Source organism: Streptomyces sp. NPDC056452, assembly GCF_042796085.1.
In the GTDB taxonomy this organism is placed as follows: domain Bacteria; phylum Actinomycetota; class Actinomycetes; order Streptomycetales; family Streptomycetaceae; genus Streptomyces.
The window spans coordinates 49,081-64,104 of the sequence record NZ_JBHTRI010000009.1; the positions used below are offsets into that span (position 1 = coordinate 49,081).

12 protein-coding genes are annotated in these 15,024 nt (G+C 72.0%); 5 read left to right on the forward strand and 7 right to left on the reverse strand.

What is annotated here, in order from left to right:
• Positions 1-47: 47 nt before the first annotated feature.
• The 3 genes from mptB to ACFQ6X_RS11390 form a co-directional block, all read right to left on the reverse strand.
• Positions 48-1,529: a polyprenol phosphomannose-dependent alpha 1,6 mannosyltransferase MptB gene (gene mptB, locus ACFQ6X_RS11380; RefSeq protein ID WP_383179435.1), complete on the reverse strand. Its 1,482-nt coding sequence runs from the start codon at positions 1,527-1,529 to the stop codon at positions 48-50.
• Positions 1,530-1,607: 78 nt separating this feature from the next.
• The gene (locus ACFQ6X_RS11385) at positions 1,608-2,894 is read right to left on the reverse strand and encodes a geranylgeranyl reductase family protein (protein WP_383179439.1); all 1,287 of its coding nucleotides are present in this window, start codon (positions 2,892-2,894) and stop codon (positions 1,608-1,610) included.
• Positions 2,895-3,025: 131 nt separating this feature from the next.
• Positions 3,026-3,718, reverse strand: a complete 693-nt coding sequence (locus ACFQ6X_RS11390) for a demethylmenaquinone methyltransferase (protein WP_383179442.1) — start codon at positions 3,716-3,718, stop codon at positions 3,026-3,028.
• Positions 3,719-3,838: 120 nt separating this feature from the next.
• On the opposite strand from ACFQ6X_RS11390, the gene ACFQ6X_RS11395 reads away from it, so the two are divergent.
• From ACFQ6X_RS11395 to ACFQ6X_RS11405, 3 genes are all read left to right on the forward strand, one after another.
• A complete protein-coding gene (locus tag ACFQ6X_RS11395) occupies positions 3,839-4,357 on the forward strand; it encodes a SigE family RNA polymerase sigma factor (protein ID WP_383179445.1) in 519 nt (172 codons plus the stop codon).
• Positions 4,358-4,366: 9 nt separating this feature from the next.
• The gene (locus ACFQ6X_RS11400) at positions 4,367-5,173 is read left to right on the forward strand and encodes a hypothetical protein (protein ID WP_383179448.1); all 807 of its coding nucleotides are present in this window, start codon (positions 4,367-4,369) and stop codon (positions 5,171-5,173) included.
• Positions 5,174-5,449: 276 nt separating this feature from the next.
• Entirely contained in the window at positions 5,450-6,208 is a 759-nt protein-coding gene (locus ACFQ6X_RS11405) for a DUF3152 domain-containing protein (RefSeq protein ID WP_383179451.1), read from the forward strand.
• Between the two features lie 39 nt (positions 6,209-6,247).
• Here ACFQ6X_RS11405 and ACFQ6X_RS11410 read toward each other — a convergent pair whose 3' ends face one another.
• From ACFQ6X_RS11410 to ACFQ6X_RS11425, 4 genes are all read right to left on the reverse strand, one after another.
• Positions 6,248-6,877, reverse strand: coding sequence for a hypothetical protein (locus ACFQ6X_RS11410; protein ID WP_383179454.1), 630 nt, complete (start codon positions 6,875-6,877; stop codon positions 6,248-6,250).
• 7 nt (positions 6,878-6,884) lie between these two features.
• Positions 6,885-8,084, reverse strand: coding sequence for a cyclic dehypoxanthinyl futalosine synthase (gene mqnC, locus ACFQ6X_RS11415; protein ID WP_383179457.1), 1,200 nt, complete (start codon positions 8,082-8,084; stop codon positions 6,885-6,887).
• 72 nt (positions 8,085-8,156) lie between these two features.
• A complete protein-coding gene (locus ACFQ6X_RS11420) occupies positions 8,157-9,887 on the reverse strand; it encodes a serine/threonine-protein kinase (protein ID WP_383179460.1) in 1,731 nt (576 codons plus the stop codon).
• A 359-nt stretch (positions 9,888-10,246) separates the two neighbouring features.
• On the reverse strand, positions 10,247-11,125 hold the full coding sequence (locus tag ACFQ6X_RS11425; protein WP_383179463.1) for a menaquinone biosynthetic enzyme MqnA/MqnD family protein: 879 nt from the start codon (positions 11,123-11,125) through the stop codon (positions 10,247-10,249).
• Between the two features lie 308 nt (positions 11,126-11,433).
• On the opposite strand from ACFQ6X_RS11425, the gene ACFQ6X_RS11430 reads away from it, so the two are divergent.
• Both ACFQ6X_RS11430 and ACFQ6X_RS11435 read left to right on the forward strand, forming a co-directional pair.
• Positions 11,434-11,637 (forward strand): cold-shock protein, encoded by a 204-nt coding sequence (locus ACFQ6X_RS11430; protein WP_003967102.1) that lies wholly within the window; start codon positions 11,434-11,436, stop codon positions 11,635-11,637.
• A 350-nt stretch (positions 11,638-11,987) separates the two neighbouring features.
• The gene (locus tag ACFQ6X_RS11435; RefSeq protein ID WP_383179467.1) at positions 11,988-14,960 is read left to right on the forward strand and encodes a BTAD domain-containing putative transcriptional regulator; all 2,973 of its coding nucleotides are present in this window, start codon (positions 11,988-11,990) and stop codon (positions 14,958-14,960) included.
• Positions 14,961-15,024 lie beyond the last annotated feature (64 nt).

The following is a 15,024-nucleotide window of genomic DNA, read 5'->3' on the forward strand; positions in this document are numbered from 1 at the left end:
CCCCCGCTCGGGAGTGACGGCCCGTCGGTGTGCGGCGGTGCTGCCGGTCAGTGCGAGGCGGCCGGCATGTCCGCCTCCGCCTTCGTCACGGCGTCCTCGGGCCCGCGCTGCACCGGCACCCGGGGCAACTCCCGCGTGGCCGCCTCGCGGCGCAGGAGCAGCACCCCGGCCACGCAGGTGAGCCCCGCCAGCACGAAGCCGTACACGGGGGTCGAGCCGGAGGGCTGCGTCTCGTACACGAGCGCCGCCGACAGCACGGTCACCACGTTCCGGATCCGGCCCTCGCACGCGGTGGCGGCGAGCACCGCCGTACCCCACAGCAGGTACCACGGCTGCACCATCGGGGAGAGGGCCACCAGGGTCACCAGGGCGACCCCGAGGGCGTGGACCGGTTCCGTACGGCCGCCCGCGGAGCGCCACGCGAGGCGGGCGATCAGCACGAGGGCCACCAGCAGACCCAGGTTCTGTACGGCGGACTTCACCGGGTCCGGGTCGGTGCCGACGGTCAGCCGCAGCAGTTCGCCCAGCCCGAGGCCGAGGTCGCTGCTGGCCGACAGCGCGGTGTGTATGCGTCCGGCGACGCCCTGGGTGCCCAGCCAGCCGAAGCCCGTGCCGCCCAGGAGCGTCACCAGGGCCACGACCGCCCCGGCGACGAGTCCGGGCGCCAGCAGCCCCTTCGCGGCCCGGCGTACGACGGACCCGGTCGCCGCCCGGCCCACCACTACGCCTACGAACAACAGCGCCACGGCCGCCGGGGACTTCACCATCACGGCGAGGCCGATGAGCGCCGCGCCGGTGATCCACCGCCCGCGCAGGGCGAGCACCGCGCCCGCCAGCATGAGGCCGATCATCAGTCCGTCGTTGTGCATGCCGCCGACGACGTGCACGAGCAGCAGAGGGTTGAGCGCGCCCAGCCGGAGGGCCGCGCTCTCGCTGCGGCCGTGCTCCCGGGCGAGGTGCCGCAGGCCCCATACGATCAGCGCCAGCGCGCCCAGGGCGAGGATCCGCATGCCCAGCACGGCGGGGACGATCGTTCCGCCCGTCGCCCAGGCCACACCCCGCGCGAGGATGAGGAAGAACGGACCGTACGGGGCCGGGGTGTCGGTCCAGTGGCCGCCCACGCTCGCCGCGGCGTCGCCGCCCGGCCCGGCGGGGTCGAGTACCGACGGACCGGCGCTGTAGACGTCGTGGCCCTCGAGGACCATCGCGCCCTGGGCTATGTAGCTGTACACGTCGGCGCTGTGGAGCGGCGGGGCCAGGACGAGCGGGGCCGCCCAGCAGACGAGGGTGCGGATCGTGTCGCGTACGGAGGCGCCGGCCCTGCGGTACTGCCACCAGGCGATGACGAGCAGGGTGAGCCCGCCGTACGCCAGGAAGTGGCCCACGGCGCCGACCACGGCCCCGTGAGGCACCCACACCCCCCACGGGTCGCGGGCCGGCAGGGTGCCGACGGCCCAGCCGCCCAGGGCGACCCCGGCCGATCCGGCCGTACCCAGCCGGCGGCATGCGCCGGCGCTCCACTCCCCCATGGCCCGCATGGTCCGCAACCTACACCGGGCCCGCGGCCGGACACAGGGTCCGGGTCACACCCTCCGGCACACCCCGGTTCAGGCCTTCGGTGCGACCTTCGAGAGGCCGTTGATGATGCGGTCCATCGCGTCGCCGCCCGTCGGGTCGGTGAGGTTGGCGAGCATCTTCAGCGTGAACTTCATCAGGAGGGGGTGGGTCAGGCCCCGCTGGGTCGCGATCTTCATGATCTTCGGGTTGCCGATCAGCTTCACGAAGGCTCGGCCCATCGTGTAGTAGCCGCCGTAGGTCTCCTTCAGCACCTTCGGGTAGTTGTTCAGGGCCAGTTCACGCTGGGCGGGGGTGGCGCGGGCGTGGGCCTGGACGATGACGTCCGCGGCGATCTGGCCCGACTCCATGGCGTACGCGATGCCCTCGCCGTTGAACGGGTTGATCATGCCGCCCGCGTCACCGACGAGCAGCAGGCCCTTGGTGTAGTGCGGCTGGCGGTTGAAGGCCATCGGGAGCGCGGCGCCGCGGATCGGCATCGTCATGTTCTCCGGGGTGTAGCCCCAGTCCTCCGGCATGGAGGCGCACCAGGCCTTGAGCACCTCGCGCCAGTCGAGCTCCTTGAACGCGGAGGAGGAGTTGAGGATGCCGAGGCCGACGTTGGACGTGCCGTCGCCCATGCCGAAGATCCAGCCGTAGCCGGGCAGCAGGCGGTCCTCGGCGCCGCGCCGGTCCCACAACTCCAGCCAGGACTCCAGGTAGTCGTCGTCGTGGCGGGGCGAGGTGAAGTACGTACGGACCGCGACGCCCATCGGGCGGTCCTCGCGGCGGTGCAGGCCCATGGCGAGGGAGAGCCGGGTGGAGTTGCCGTCGGCGGCGACGACCAGGGGGGCGTGGAAGGTGACCGGGGTCTTCTCCTCGCCGACCTTGGCGGTCACGCCGGTGATGCGTCCGGTGCGCTCGTCGACGAGGGGAGCGCCGACGTTGCAGCGCTCGTGCAGCCGCGCGCCCGCCTTCTGCGCCTGGCGGGCCAGCTGCTCGTCGAAGTCGTCGCGCTTGCGGACCAGTCCGTAGTCCGGGAACGAGGCGAGTTCCGGCCAGTCCAGCTGGAGGCGGACGCCGCCGCCGATGATGCGCAGGCCCTTGTTGCGCAGCCAGCCGGCTTCCTCGGAGATGTCGATGCCCATGGACACGAGCTGCTTGGTGGCGCGCGGGGTGAGGCCGTCGCCGCAGACCTTCTCCCTCGGGAACGCCGTCTTCTCCAGGAGGAGTACGTCGAGTCCGGCCTTGGCGAGGTAGTACGCGGTCGTGGAGCCGGCTGGGCCCGCCCCGACGACGATCACGTCCGCGCTGTGTTCGGAGAGGGGCTGCTCGGTCACGGTCGGATCTCCCGAAGACTCGAAATCGCGTGCCGCGCGGCACCGGTCGCGTGCAGTCTATGGGTGCCCGGCCGGGGCGGTCCCGGCGGCCGGGCCGGGGTGTCCGGGGCCCGACCCGCAGGTACCGGGGTTCAGTCGCGCACACCCCGGTGCAGCGCCACCACACCACCGGTGAGGTTGCGCCAGGCGACGTCCGACCAGCCGGCCTTCTGCAGCCGGGCGGCGAGGCCCGCCTGGTCGGGCCAGGCGCGGATCGACTCGGCGAGATACACGTACGCGTCCGGGTTGGTGCACACCGTGCGGGCGACCGGCGGCAGTGCCCGCATCAGGTACTCGCTGTAGACCCTGCGGAACGGCGCCCACGTCGGCTGCGAGAACTCGCAGATCACGACCCGGCCACCGGGCTTGGTCACCCGGTACAGCTCGCGCAGCGCCTGGTCGGTGTCCTGGATGTTGCGCAGCCCGAAGGAGATCGTGACGGCGTCGAACGACTCGTCCTTGAAGGGGAGTTTCGTCCCGTCGCCCGCGGTGAACGGCATCCACGGGTGGCGCTCCTTGCCGACCCGCAGCATCCCGATCGAGAAGTCGCAGGGCACGACGTAGGCGCCCGCCCTGGCGAAGGGCTGCGAGGAGGTGGCGGTTCCGGCGGCCAGGTCGAGGATCTTCTGCGCCGGGCGCGCGTCCACCGCCTTCGCGACCTCCTTGCGCCAGAGCCTGGCCTGCCCGAGGGAGATCACGTCGTTGGTGAGGTCGTAGTTCGCCGCCACGTCGTCGAACATCGAGGCGACTTCGTGCGGCTGCTTGTCCAGGGATGCTCGGGTCACCCTCCCATTCAAGCAGCCCGCGTGCCGACGTCTCACGGCGGCGTGAGCCGCTTCAACCTTTTGGGTCCGGCGGCACTCAGTAACAGGGTGAGACCACCGAGAACCGGAGAGAGGAGGCAGATGTCCACCGCCCACAGCCGGGATTCCGCCGGCTCCACGAGCTTCGAGGAATTCGCCCGGGCGAGCCAGCGCCGTCTGTACCGGACGGCGTATCTGCTCTGCGGTGACGCGGAGGCTGCCCGCGATCTGACCCAGACGACGCTGGCGAAGCTTTTCCAGCACTGGCGGCGGGCTAGCAGGGCCCAGTACCCGGAGGCCTATGCGCGCACCGTGCTGACGCGCACCTATCTCGCGGAGCGCCGACGCCGGCTCCGCGACCTCCTCGCCCACACCCGGGTGGACACCCCGCGTGCCGCCGTCGGTCCCGAGCTGACGGTGACGCTGCTGGACGCACTGGCCGGACTCCCGCCCCGGGCACGGGCGATGGTCGTGCTGCGCTACTGGGAGGACCTGAGCGTCGAGTCCGTCGCCGAACTCCTGAGGTGCAGCGAGTCCACGGTCAAGAGCCAGTGCTCGCGATCGCTGGCGCGGCTGCGGGAGCAGCTGGGGCCGGCCCACATCTACACCACCGAGAGCTGAGGATCCGCGATGAACAACGATGTCTCCCTGCTCAGGGACGCGATGGAGCGTACGGTCGACGATCTGCCGCCGCTGCCCGACCTGGTCGCGGCCGCAGCCGTGTCCGGGCGGCGGCGCCGGGCACGGGCGCGGCTGGCGGTCGTGGCGAGCGCCCTGGGGGTGGCCGGGCTGGCGGCGCTCGGGGCGCTCGCGCTGCCGGGCGGCGGTACGCAGGCCGGTGTCGCGGCCACCGGTACGGTCCCCCCGGCCCCGTACCGCACGCCCGTCCATGTGGAGGCCACCTCGGGCGAGCCGGAGGAGGGCAGCCTGAACGGTCTGTCCGGCGCCGAGCGGAAGCGGTTCGAGGAGTTCCAGCAGTGGACGGCCGCCGTGCTGGACGGGGCGCTGCCGGACGCGGTCGGGACGATCCGTCCGCTCGACTCCTCCGTCGTCGCCTACCAGGGGGAGAAGGACGGGAACGTTTTCCGTGTGACGTTCGCGGTGCGGCCGGACGACGGTGTGGCCGCCGGGCCCTGCACGAGCGTTCCGGAGAAGGGGATGACGTGCGAGACGGTGGAGCTGGAGGCCGGTACCGAGACAAGGATCCGGGTCGGTTCGTCGGGCTCGATGGAAACCGACGCCACCTCGATGGCGTTCACATACAGGGGCAGTGACGTCCTGCTGGAGATCTCCCCGGACGAGCGGACAGGGACGTCCGCGCCGGTGACCGCGCAGCAACTCCTGGACGGGGTACGGGAGAGCGGACTGCTGGACGTCGTGCGGTACGCGGACGAGCACCCGCTGCTCGAGAAGCAGGTGAGCGTCCGGGGCGGCTGACCTCGTGCCCGCGGGGCCCGGCCGCACGCGGCCGGGCTCCCCTCGGACATTCCCCCGACGACCGCCCCGGCACGGACAGACGAACAGACGGACGGACGCACCCTGAACACGCACACAGGCAACCGAATACGGAGCACCCCCGCCACCCGCCGCCCGCCAGGAGGAGCAGCTCCCGGCAGACCCCGGTGGTCCCGGCAGCAGGCCCGCGCACGACGAAGACGCAGACAGAAGCGCTCGCTGGTCCTTCTGGCGACCTTCGCGTCCACGGTCACCGCGGTGTTCCTCTACCTGAACCATCCATGGGGGCAGGCTTCCCCGCCGGCCGCCGCCCCTGCCCCGCCCGCCGCGGTCACGCCGGCCCCGTCCCGCCTCGCGAAGACACCCGAGGCCTCGGACAGTGCCCGGGCCACGGCTTCCCCCTCCCCCCGTTCCCCCGGGCCCTCCCCGGGCGCGAAGAAGTCCGGGCCGCCGAAGGTGCCCGAGTCCGGCCCCGGCACCTTCACGGTCGCCCAGGAGGGCGCCACGGCCGCGGGCAGCGGGCACCCCTACCGTGTCGAGGTGGAGAACGGCAGCGGAGTCGATCCCGACCGGGCCGCCGAGGACGTCGCCGCGATCCTCGCCGACCCGCGCGGCTGGAGCAGGGGAGGAACCCGCTCCTTCCGCCAGGTGAGCGACAGTTCGGCCGGGCTGGTGATCCGTATCGGCACCCCGGCCACCACCGACCGGCTGTGCGGCACCTTCGACCTGAACACCCGCGGCGAGCTCAACTGCCGCGGCGACAAGGACGTCATGGTCAACCTGCGGCGCTGGCAGCTCGGTTCACCGACCTTCGACGGCTCGCCGGCCGAGTACCGGGCGCTGATCATCAACCATGAGGTCGGCCACTGGCTGGGCCACGGCCATGAGACCTGCCCCGGCCCCGGGCGCCCGGCTCCGGCGATGATGCAGCAGATCAAGGGTCTGAAGGGGTGTGTGTCCAACGCCTGGCCCTACACCTCCGACGGAACGTACCTGGGCGGCCCGTCCGCGCAATGACCCTCGCGCAGAGCGGAGGGCCTGCGGCCGGTGCAGCCTTCAGGAGCGGCGGAAGACCAGGCGCCCGCCGAGCACGGTCGCGACACAGCTGCCCGCGCCCACCGCGGCCAGTTCCGCCGTGTCCCGCACATCGAACACCGCCAGGTCGGCGGGGCCGCCGATCACCGGCGGCCCGCCGAGCGCGTCCGCCGGCTCCGTCCCCGCGAGCGGGTCGAGGGACACGGGCCGGCCCGCGTCCCCCTCGGCCGGTGCGTGGACGCGGAGTCCCGAGCGCATGACCGCCGTGCGCACAGCGGGCCGGGTGAAGGTGCCGGCGACGGCGGTCGTACCGTGCCGGAGCATCCGCTGCAGCCCGCGCCGGGCACTCGCGCCCCACCGGGCGTCGTCCATCCCGAGGGCTGCGACCGCGTCGCCGGTCAGCGGGACGGTGCCCAGTTCGTCCGCCTCGCGCGGGTCGGGGTGGTAGGCCGCCTCCAGCAGGGCGCGCGCCGAGACGTTCACCAGGCCCGGCGTGATGAGCCCGGACCAGCGCCGCACCCTGGCCTGCGGGAAGGCGGCGGTGACGTCCCCGTACGAGCCCACGGCGACGACGGAGCCGCCGTCCACGGCCACGGAATCCGCCCCTTCCGGGGCGCCGATGACCGCGTCGGCGGCATGGATCGTCAGCACGGCAGAGCTAGTTGGCGTCGAGGAGCTTCAGCTCCGGGTGGGCGGTGCCGCCCGCGATCGCCGTGGACGAGATGTGCGAGACGACCCGCTCGTCGACCGGGTCGTTCGCCGGGTCGTCGTGGACGACGAGGTGCTCGTACGTCGTGGCGCGCTGCGCCGGAACCCGGCCCGCCTTGCGGATCAGGTCGATGATCTCCAGACGGTTCGAGCGGTGCTTGGCGCCGGCCGAGGAGACGACGTTCTCCTCCAGCATGATCGAGCCGAGGTCGTCCGCGCCGTAGTGCAGCGACAGCTGGCCGACCTCCTTGCCGGTGGTCAGCCAGGAGCCCTGGATGTGGGCGACGTTGTCGAGGAAGAGCCGGGCGATGGCGATCATCCGCAGGTACTCGAAGAGCGTGGCCTGCGTCTGGCCCTTCAGCTTGTTGTTCTCCGGCTGGTACGTGTACGGGATGAAGGCGCGGAAGCCGCCCGTCCGGTCCTGTACGTCACGGATCATCCGCAGGTGCTCGATGCGCTCGGCGTTGGTCTCGCCGGTGCCCATCAGCATGGTGGAGGTGGACTCGACGCCCAGGCCGTGGGCGATCTCCATGATCTCCAGCCAGCGCTCGCCCGACTCCTTGAGCGGAGCGATCGCGGTGCGCGGCCGGGCAGGCAGCAGCTCGGCTCCGGCGCCGGCGAAGGAGTCGAGGCCGGCGGCGTGGATGCGCTGGATGGCCTCCTTCGCGGAGACGCCGGAGATACGCGCCATGTGCTCGATCTCGGAGGCGCCGAGCGAGTGGATGACCAGCTGCGGGAACGCCTTCTTGATCGCGGAGAAGTGCTCCTCGTAGTACTCGACGCCGTAGTCCGGGTGGTGACCGCCCTGGAACATGATCTGCGTACCGCCCAGCTCGACGGTCTCCGCGCAGCGGCGCAGGATGTCGTCGAGATCGCGGGACCAGCCCTTGGCGGTGTCCTTCGGCGCTGCGTAGAAGGCGCAGAACTTGCAGGCCGTGACACACACGTTGGTGTAGTTGATGTTGCGCTCGATGATGTACGTCGCGATGTGCTCCGTACCCGCGTAACGACGGCGGCGCACGGTGTCGGCCGCCACCCCCAGCGCGTGCAGCGGTGCCGACCGGTACAGGTCGAGCGCCTCCTCCGGGGAGATCCGCCCGCCTTCGGCGGCGCGGTCGAGGACGGGCTGAAGGTCGGCCTTCTCGGTCACCGGGCTGTCACCTTTCGGCGGTTTCTCTACGGATCCACGGACCGATCCAGCCTACGCCAGCCCCTGCCGGAGTCAGGCGTCGGACCGGGTCAGCGTGCCCTTCGGGGTGCCGGCGGCCTCCTCCTGGGAGCGATAACCGAGCGTGTTGCCCGTGAGGGTGAAGACCAGATCGGCATCGCCGCCGGTGCACAGGGCGCTGTCGGCGTTGTCCGGGTCGGTGCGTTCCCGGACCTTCACCTCCGTGGCCGTACCGGAGACGAGCCGGCCGATGCCCTTGCACTCGACGGTCGTTCCGAGCACATCGAGCCGGTGCGAAAGGCGGACGACGTCCTCGCCCTTCTTCCCTTCGGTGAAGACGGCGGTGACCGTGCCGTGCGGCAGGCCGCTGCGTTCGGTGGTGGGCCCCTGCCAGGTGCCGGCGAACGCCTCGGGCAGCGCGCTCACCGAACCGCCGCCCGTGGCGGTCGGTTCCGGGGCGGTCGATCCCGGGCTCTTCGACTCGGTGGCCGCCGGGGGCTTCGCGGCTCCGTCGTTGTGACTGTCGGCGCCGCCGTCCTGCAGCAGGTCCTGGAGCATCCCCGTGCCGAGCGTCACCGCGGCGAGTGCTCCGGCCACGGCCAGCGCGACGGTGCAGCTCACCCGTCGCCCCCGGCCCGCCCCTGGCCGGGAGTCGGCGCTCACGCTGACGGCGACGCGGCTGCCGGGTCCGCGCTGTCCGGGCACGCCGGTCCTGTCACCGCTGTCCCTGCCGGCCCGGCTCTCCCCGCCTGCCGTGCCGTCGGCTCCGCCGGTGCGCGGCGGCAGGGACGGCGGGGGCGGTGCGAGGGGCGGGCCGAACGTGCCGAGCGCCGCGTTCCCCAGTGACGCGTTGCTGAACGGCACCGGGCCGGACTGGACCGGTGCCTCCTGCGGTTCCAGGTCGAGGAGGGCCACCGCGGCCCGGCTGACCTCGCGCACCAGGGAGTTCGGCAGCCAGCCCGCCGTCACCAGCGCGGCGGCCCCGCCCGGCGCGAGCCTGCGGGCCAGTTCCGCCGGGGCCGGCCGGTCACCGGGGTTCTTCGCCAGACACCCGGCCACCAGTTCGCGCAGTTCGCCCTCCAGGTCGCCCAGTTCGGGTTCCTCGTGCACCACCTTGTAGAGGAGTACGGCGGAGGAGTCGCCCGCGAAGGGGGCGTTGCCGGTCGCCGCGTAGGCGAGGACCGCACCGAGTGAGAAGACGTCGGCCGCGCCGGAGATGTCCAGGCCCCGGATCTGTTCCGGCGCCATGTAGCCGGGCGAGCCGACCGAGACCCCGGTGGAGGTGAGGGAGACGGTCGCGCCGAGGGCACGGGCGATCCCGAAGTCGATCAGCCGGGGGCCGTCGAGTGCCAGCAGGACGTTGGACGGTTTCACGTCCCGGTGGATGAGGCCGTGGGCGTGCACGGCGTCGAGCGCCTCACCGAGGCCGGCTCCCAGGGTCCGTACCGCGTACTCGGGCAGCGGGCCGTGCCGGGTGACCGCGTCCGAGAGGGGCGGCCCGGCGACGTAACCGGTGGCCACCCAGGGCACGGGCGCGTCCGGGTCGGCGTCCAGGACCGGGGCCGTCCACTGCGCTCCGAGCCGTCGGGCCGCTTCGACCTCACGCCGGAATCGGGCACGGAACTGCTCGTCGAGGGCGAAGTGGGGGTGGACGACCTTGACCGCCACGGTGCGTCCGCCCGCGCTGCGGCCCAGATAGACGCGGCCCATGCCGCCGGCCCCGAGCCGGCCGAGCAGCCGGTAGGCGCCGATGCTGTGCGGTTCGCCGGCTTCCAGCGGCTGCATACGGTCTCCCCCTGTGGGCCTTTGGGACCTCCGACCGCAGCCTAGGGCGCACAGGTCATGCGGTCACTGAGAACCCTTCTGCCGATTTCGCCCCTAAGGGCACGAAGGGCGGTTTTCGCCACAGCGAAAGGCGCGAATACGCCGTTCATCCGCGCGATACCGGGAGGCGGGCCGGATGCGTTCCGGAGGTTGTCCGCTATTCGACTTCGGGCACACCGGGCGGACCCCCGGCCCATTCGTCCCTTTACCGGAAGGGAATGCCGGTGGCGGTCTCCGTGGACGGAGAGCGATAAACGACCGGCCGGACCCGGGAAGGTACGGGATTCATCTGTTCCCGCACCATTCCCGTCCTGTCCGGATCAGCCGCCGAACAGCTCGACCGTCACGTCCGCGGGGAAGCCGGTCGTCGGTCCGGTCCTGCGGGCGAACTCGCGCACCCCGGCCAGCTGGTCCGGGCCGAAGCGGAAGTCCAGGGTCGTGAAGTAGCGCTCCAGCACCTCGGCGTCGAACGCCTCCCAGCGCGCCGCCTGCTCGGCCACCTTCGTGACCTCCTCCAGCGAGACGTCACGCGAGGCCAGGAACGCCTCGTGCACCTTCTCCACGTACAGGGGGTGGGAGGCCAGGTAGTCCTTGCGGACCGCCCAGACCGCGAAGACGAACGGCAGCCCCGTCCACTCCTTCCACATCTTGCCCAGGTCGTGGACCTGCAGCCCGAGCCGCGGGGCGTCGTGCAGGTTGGCGCGCAGCGCTGCGTCGCCGATCAGCACGGCCGCATCGGCCTCCTGCATCATCAGACCGAGATCGGGCGGGCAGGTGTAGTAGTCGGGCGTGACCCCGAAGCGCTCCGCGAGCAGCAGCTGGGCGAGCCGTACGGAGGTGCGGGAGGTCGAGCCGAGCGCCACCCGGGCCCCGTCGAGCCGGTCGAGCGGCAGCTGCGAGACGATCACGCACGACATCACGGGCCCGTCGCAGCCGACGGCGATGTCGGGGAGGGCGACCAGGTCGTCGGCGTTGCGCAGGAACTCGACCAGGGTGACGGGACCGATGTCGAGGTCGCCCCTGATCAGCTGCTCACTGAGTCTCTCCGGGGTGTCCTTCGAGAGCTCGAGATCGAGCAGGGTCCCCGTCCGTGCCAGCCCCCAGTAGAGGGGAAGGCAGTTGAGGAACTGGATGTGGCCGACGCGCGGCCTGCTGCGACGGTCGTCGCCTTCTACGGGAGAGACGGTTGAATTGTCCACATCGCGAGGCTAGACCTGCGCCCCCGGGCGGGCACCAGCGGGGCGCCCGGACGGCTCCCCGAGTCTCCTCCGGCACCCCCTTCGGGCCCCTCTCCGCCACCTCGAGCACACGTCCGCCAAACATCCGAGTGAAGTGATCTTTCCCTCTACCGCTCCCCGCAGACTGCGTGCTAGGCTCGCCCGCAAGTTGCAGTTTGGTTTCCCTTGCAGTACAGAGCCTGCGGAGCATGTAACCCGCAGGCTTTTGTAGTTTTCAGACTTGTTTGCAGGTTCTGGAGCAGGGCAACCCTTTGGCCCAAGGAGGGCTTATGGCTACCGGAACCGTCAAGTGGTTCAACGCTGAAAAGGGCTTCGGCTTCATCGCCCAGGACGGCGGCGGCCCGGATGTCTTCGTTCACTATTCCGCGATCAACGCGTCCGGGTTCCGCTCTCTCGAGGAGAACCAGGTCGTGAACTTCGACGTCACTCAGGGACCCAAGGGTCCGCAGGCTGAGAACGTCACCCCGGCCTAGTTGCCCGGGTCGGCCGATCGCGGCCGGTCAGCAGTACCCAAGGAGCCCCGCTCCCCCGCCCCGGCGGAGGAGCGGGGCTCCTGCCTTGCGTCCACCGGACCGATGCCGCGCCCCGGCGACGCCGACGGTGCCGGCATCCCCGGCCGGCGCACCCGGGGGGCTTCATCCGACGCGGCGTCACTTGTCCGAAAAGGCCGCCGTCCCCGAATCGTTGTCGAGGCCTTGTGCAGAGCGTCACCCACTGCTGACGAGTCCGCCTATAACAAGGCAGACTGTTGAGCGCGATACCAGCGCCACGGAGCAGAGCACGATCGGCAGGACCGGCGGGGCAAGCAGGACAGGGGGCATCAATGGACCGCGACGACGGACCTCGTGTGCGCGTTCCGGAGCAGCGTGCTCCGCAAGGACGGACGGCCGGCACCGAACTGCGCTTCGCCGTGCTGGGTCCCGTTCGCGCCTGGCGCGGCGAAGAGGCTCTGGCGTCCGGGTCGCCCCAGCAACGGGCCCTGCTGGTCGCCCTGCTCCTGCGCGACGGCCGCACGGCCACCGCCGCCGAGCTCATCGACGCCCTCTGGGGCGACGACCCTCCCTCGCAGGCGCTCGCGGCGGTACGGACGTACGCGTCCCGGCTCCGCAAGATCCTGGGGCAGGACACCCTGGTCAGCGAGTCGGGCGGCTATGCGATCCGGATCAGCCGCGAGGCGCTCGACCTCACGCTCGCGCAGGACCTTGCCGCCGAGGCGGAGAAGGCGCGCGGCGGCGGTGACCGCTGCCAGGCCCGCACCCTGATCAACAAACTGCTCGGCCTGTGGGACGGCGAGGCGCTCGCTTCGGTGCCCGGCCCGTACGCGGAGAACCAGCGCACGAGCCTGGAGGAATGGCGTCTCCAGCTCACCGAGACCCGGCTCGACATGGACCTGGAGGTCGGCTGCCACGCCGAGGCCGTCTCGGAGCTGACCGCACTCACCGCCGCGCACCCCCTGCGCGAGCGGCTGCGCGAGCTGCTGATGGTCGCCCTCTACCGCAGCGGCCGCCAGGCCGAGGCGCTCGCGGTGTACGCGGACACCCGGCGTCTGCTCGCCGAGGAACTGGGCGTCGACCCGCGCCCCGAGCTGGCCCAGCTCCAGCAGCGGATCCTGCAGGCCGACGAGGAACTGGCCCGCCCGGTCGACGAGCCGGCCCCTGCCACCGTCCCGGTCCGCCCCGCCCAGCTCCCGGCCACCGTCCCGGACTTCACGGGCCGCGCCCCCTTCGTGACCGAGCTGGGCGACCGGCTCGCCACCGCCGAGGGCTCCGTCATGGCCGTCTCCGCACTGGCCGGCATCGGCGGCGTCGGCAAGACGACGCTGGCCGTCCACGTGGCCCACCGGGCCCGCCCGCACTTCCCCGACGGCCAGCTGTACGTGGACCTCCAGGGCGCGGGCGCGAGAGCCGCCGAACCGGAGACGGTCCTGGGGGCGTTCCTGCGCGCCCTGGGGACCCCCGATTCCGCGATCCCGGACTCCCTGGACGAGCGGGCCGCCCTGTACCGCTCCACCCTGGACGGCCGTCGCATCCTGGTCCTCCTGGACAACGCCCACGACGCGGCCCAGATCCGCCCCCTGCTCCCCGGCACGGCGGGCTGTGCGGCCCTGGTCACCAGCCGGGTCCGCATGGTCGACCTGGCGGGCGCGCACCTGGTGGACCTGGACGTGATGTCCCCCGAGGAGGCCCTGCAGCTCTTCACCCGCATCGTCGGCAACGAACGCGTCACCTCCGAGCGCGAGGCAGCCCTCGACGTCGTCGCCGCGTGCGGGTTCCTGCCCCTGGCCATCCGTATCGCCGCGTCCAGGCTGGCCGCCCGCCGCACCTGGACGGTCTCGGTGCTGGCCTCGAAGCTCGCCGACGAACGCCGCAGGCTGGACGAGCTCCAGGCGGGCGACCTCGCGGTGAAGGCGACCTTCGAGCTCGGCTACGGCCAGCTGGAACCCCAGCAGGCCCGCGCTTTTCGCCTCCTGGGCCTGGCGGACGGCCCGGACATCTCCCTCGCGGCCGCCGCCGCCCTCCTGAACCTGGAGACGCACGCGGCGGAGGACCTCCTGGAGGCCCTGGTCGACACGAGCCTCCTGGAGTCGGCGGCCCCGGGACGTTACCGCTACCACGACCTGGTGCGCCTCTACGCGCGCGCGTGCGCGGAACGTGACGAACAGCCGCCGGTGGAACGGGAGCTGGCGCTGTCGCGGCTGCTGGACTTCTACCTGGCGACGGCGGCGGGGGTGTACGCGCTGGAGCGGCCCGGGGAGCGGGTGCTCGACCACTTCTCGCGCACCGAGTACCCCGGTCTCACCTTCCGGGTCCGCGAGACCGCACTGGACTGGCTGTTCTCGGAATCCAGCGGACTGCTGGCCTGCGCACGCCAGTCGGCCGGTTCCGGCATGCCCCGGCGGGCGTCCGACCTGCTCATGGCCGTGGTCGATCTGGGTGAATCCGGTGCGAACTCACACCAGTTCGCCACTGCGGCCAAAGCCGTGAGCGAGGCAGCCCGCGCGGCGGGAGACGCGCGGGCCGAAGGCCGCGCCCGCACGATGCTCACCCATGTCCTCAGCGTCTCCGGACGGTTCGCCGAGGCGGAGAGCGAGGCCAGGCGCGCTCTCGAACTCGGCCGGCTGGCCGACGACCCTGTTTCGCTGGCCCAGGTCCCGAACCAACGCGGCATCGTCGCCCTGTACGAGAACCGGCACACCGATGCCGAGACCCACCTGACGCAGGCCCTGGCCGCCTTCCGTGCCGACGGCAACAAGCCGGGCGAGGCCTCGGCCCTGTGCAACCTGTCCCGGGTCCACCTGGCCACGGGGCGAACGGCAAGTGCGGTGGACCTCGCCCAGCAGGGCGTCGGCATCTACGAGACGGACGCCTCGGGTCTGGCCCTGCGCCTGGCCAACGGGAAGTACGCGCTGGGACTGGCGCTCACCGGCACGGGCCGGACGGGCCTCGCCCAGCAGGCACTCACCGAGGCCATGGCCATATTCCGTGACAGCCGCCAGCAGTTGTGGCACGGGATGACCCTGTTCCGGCTGGCCGAGCTGCACCTCGCCATCCGCCAGCCGGCTCACGCGGCGTCACACGCCGAGCAGGCACTGGTGATCCTGCGCGGCATCGGCGGCGAATGGCGGCGCGCGAACGTCCTCACCGCACTGGGACGCGGGCTCGCGGGCATAGGGCAGACCGATCGCGCACAGGTCTGCTGGAACGAGGCTCTGTCGATCTTCGACGAGCTGGGGTCGCCGGAAGCCGACGCGGTACGCGCCCTGCTGGCCCCGGCCCCGGTCGCCAGGGCTTCCTGACGGGCGTTCATCAATCGTTTATCGCCGCACGGCACTCTCTACTCATCGATCCGTCGCGTCGGGG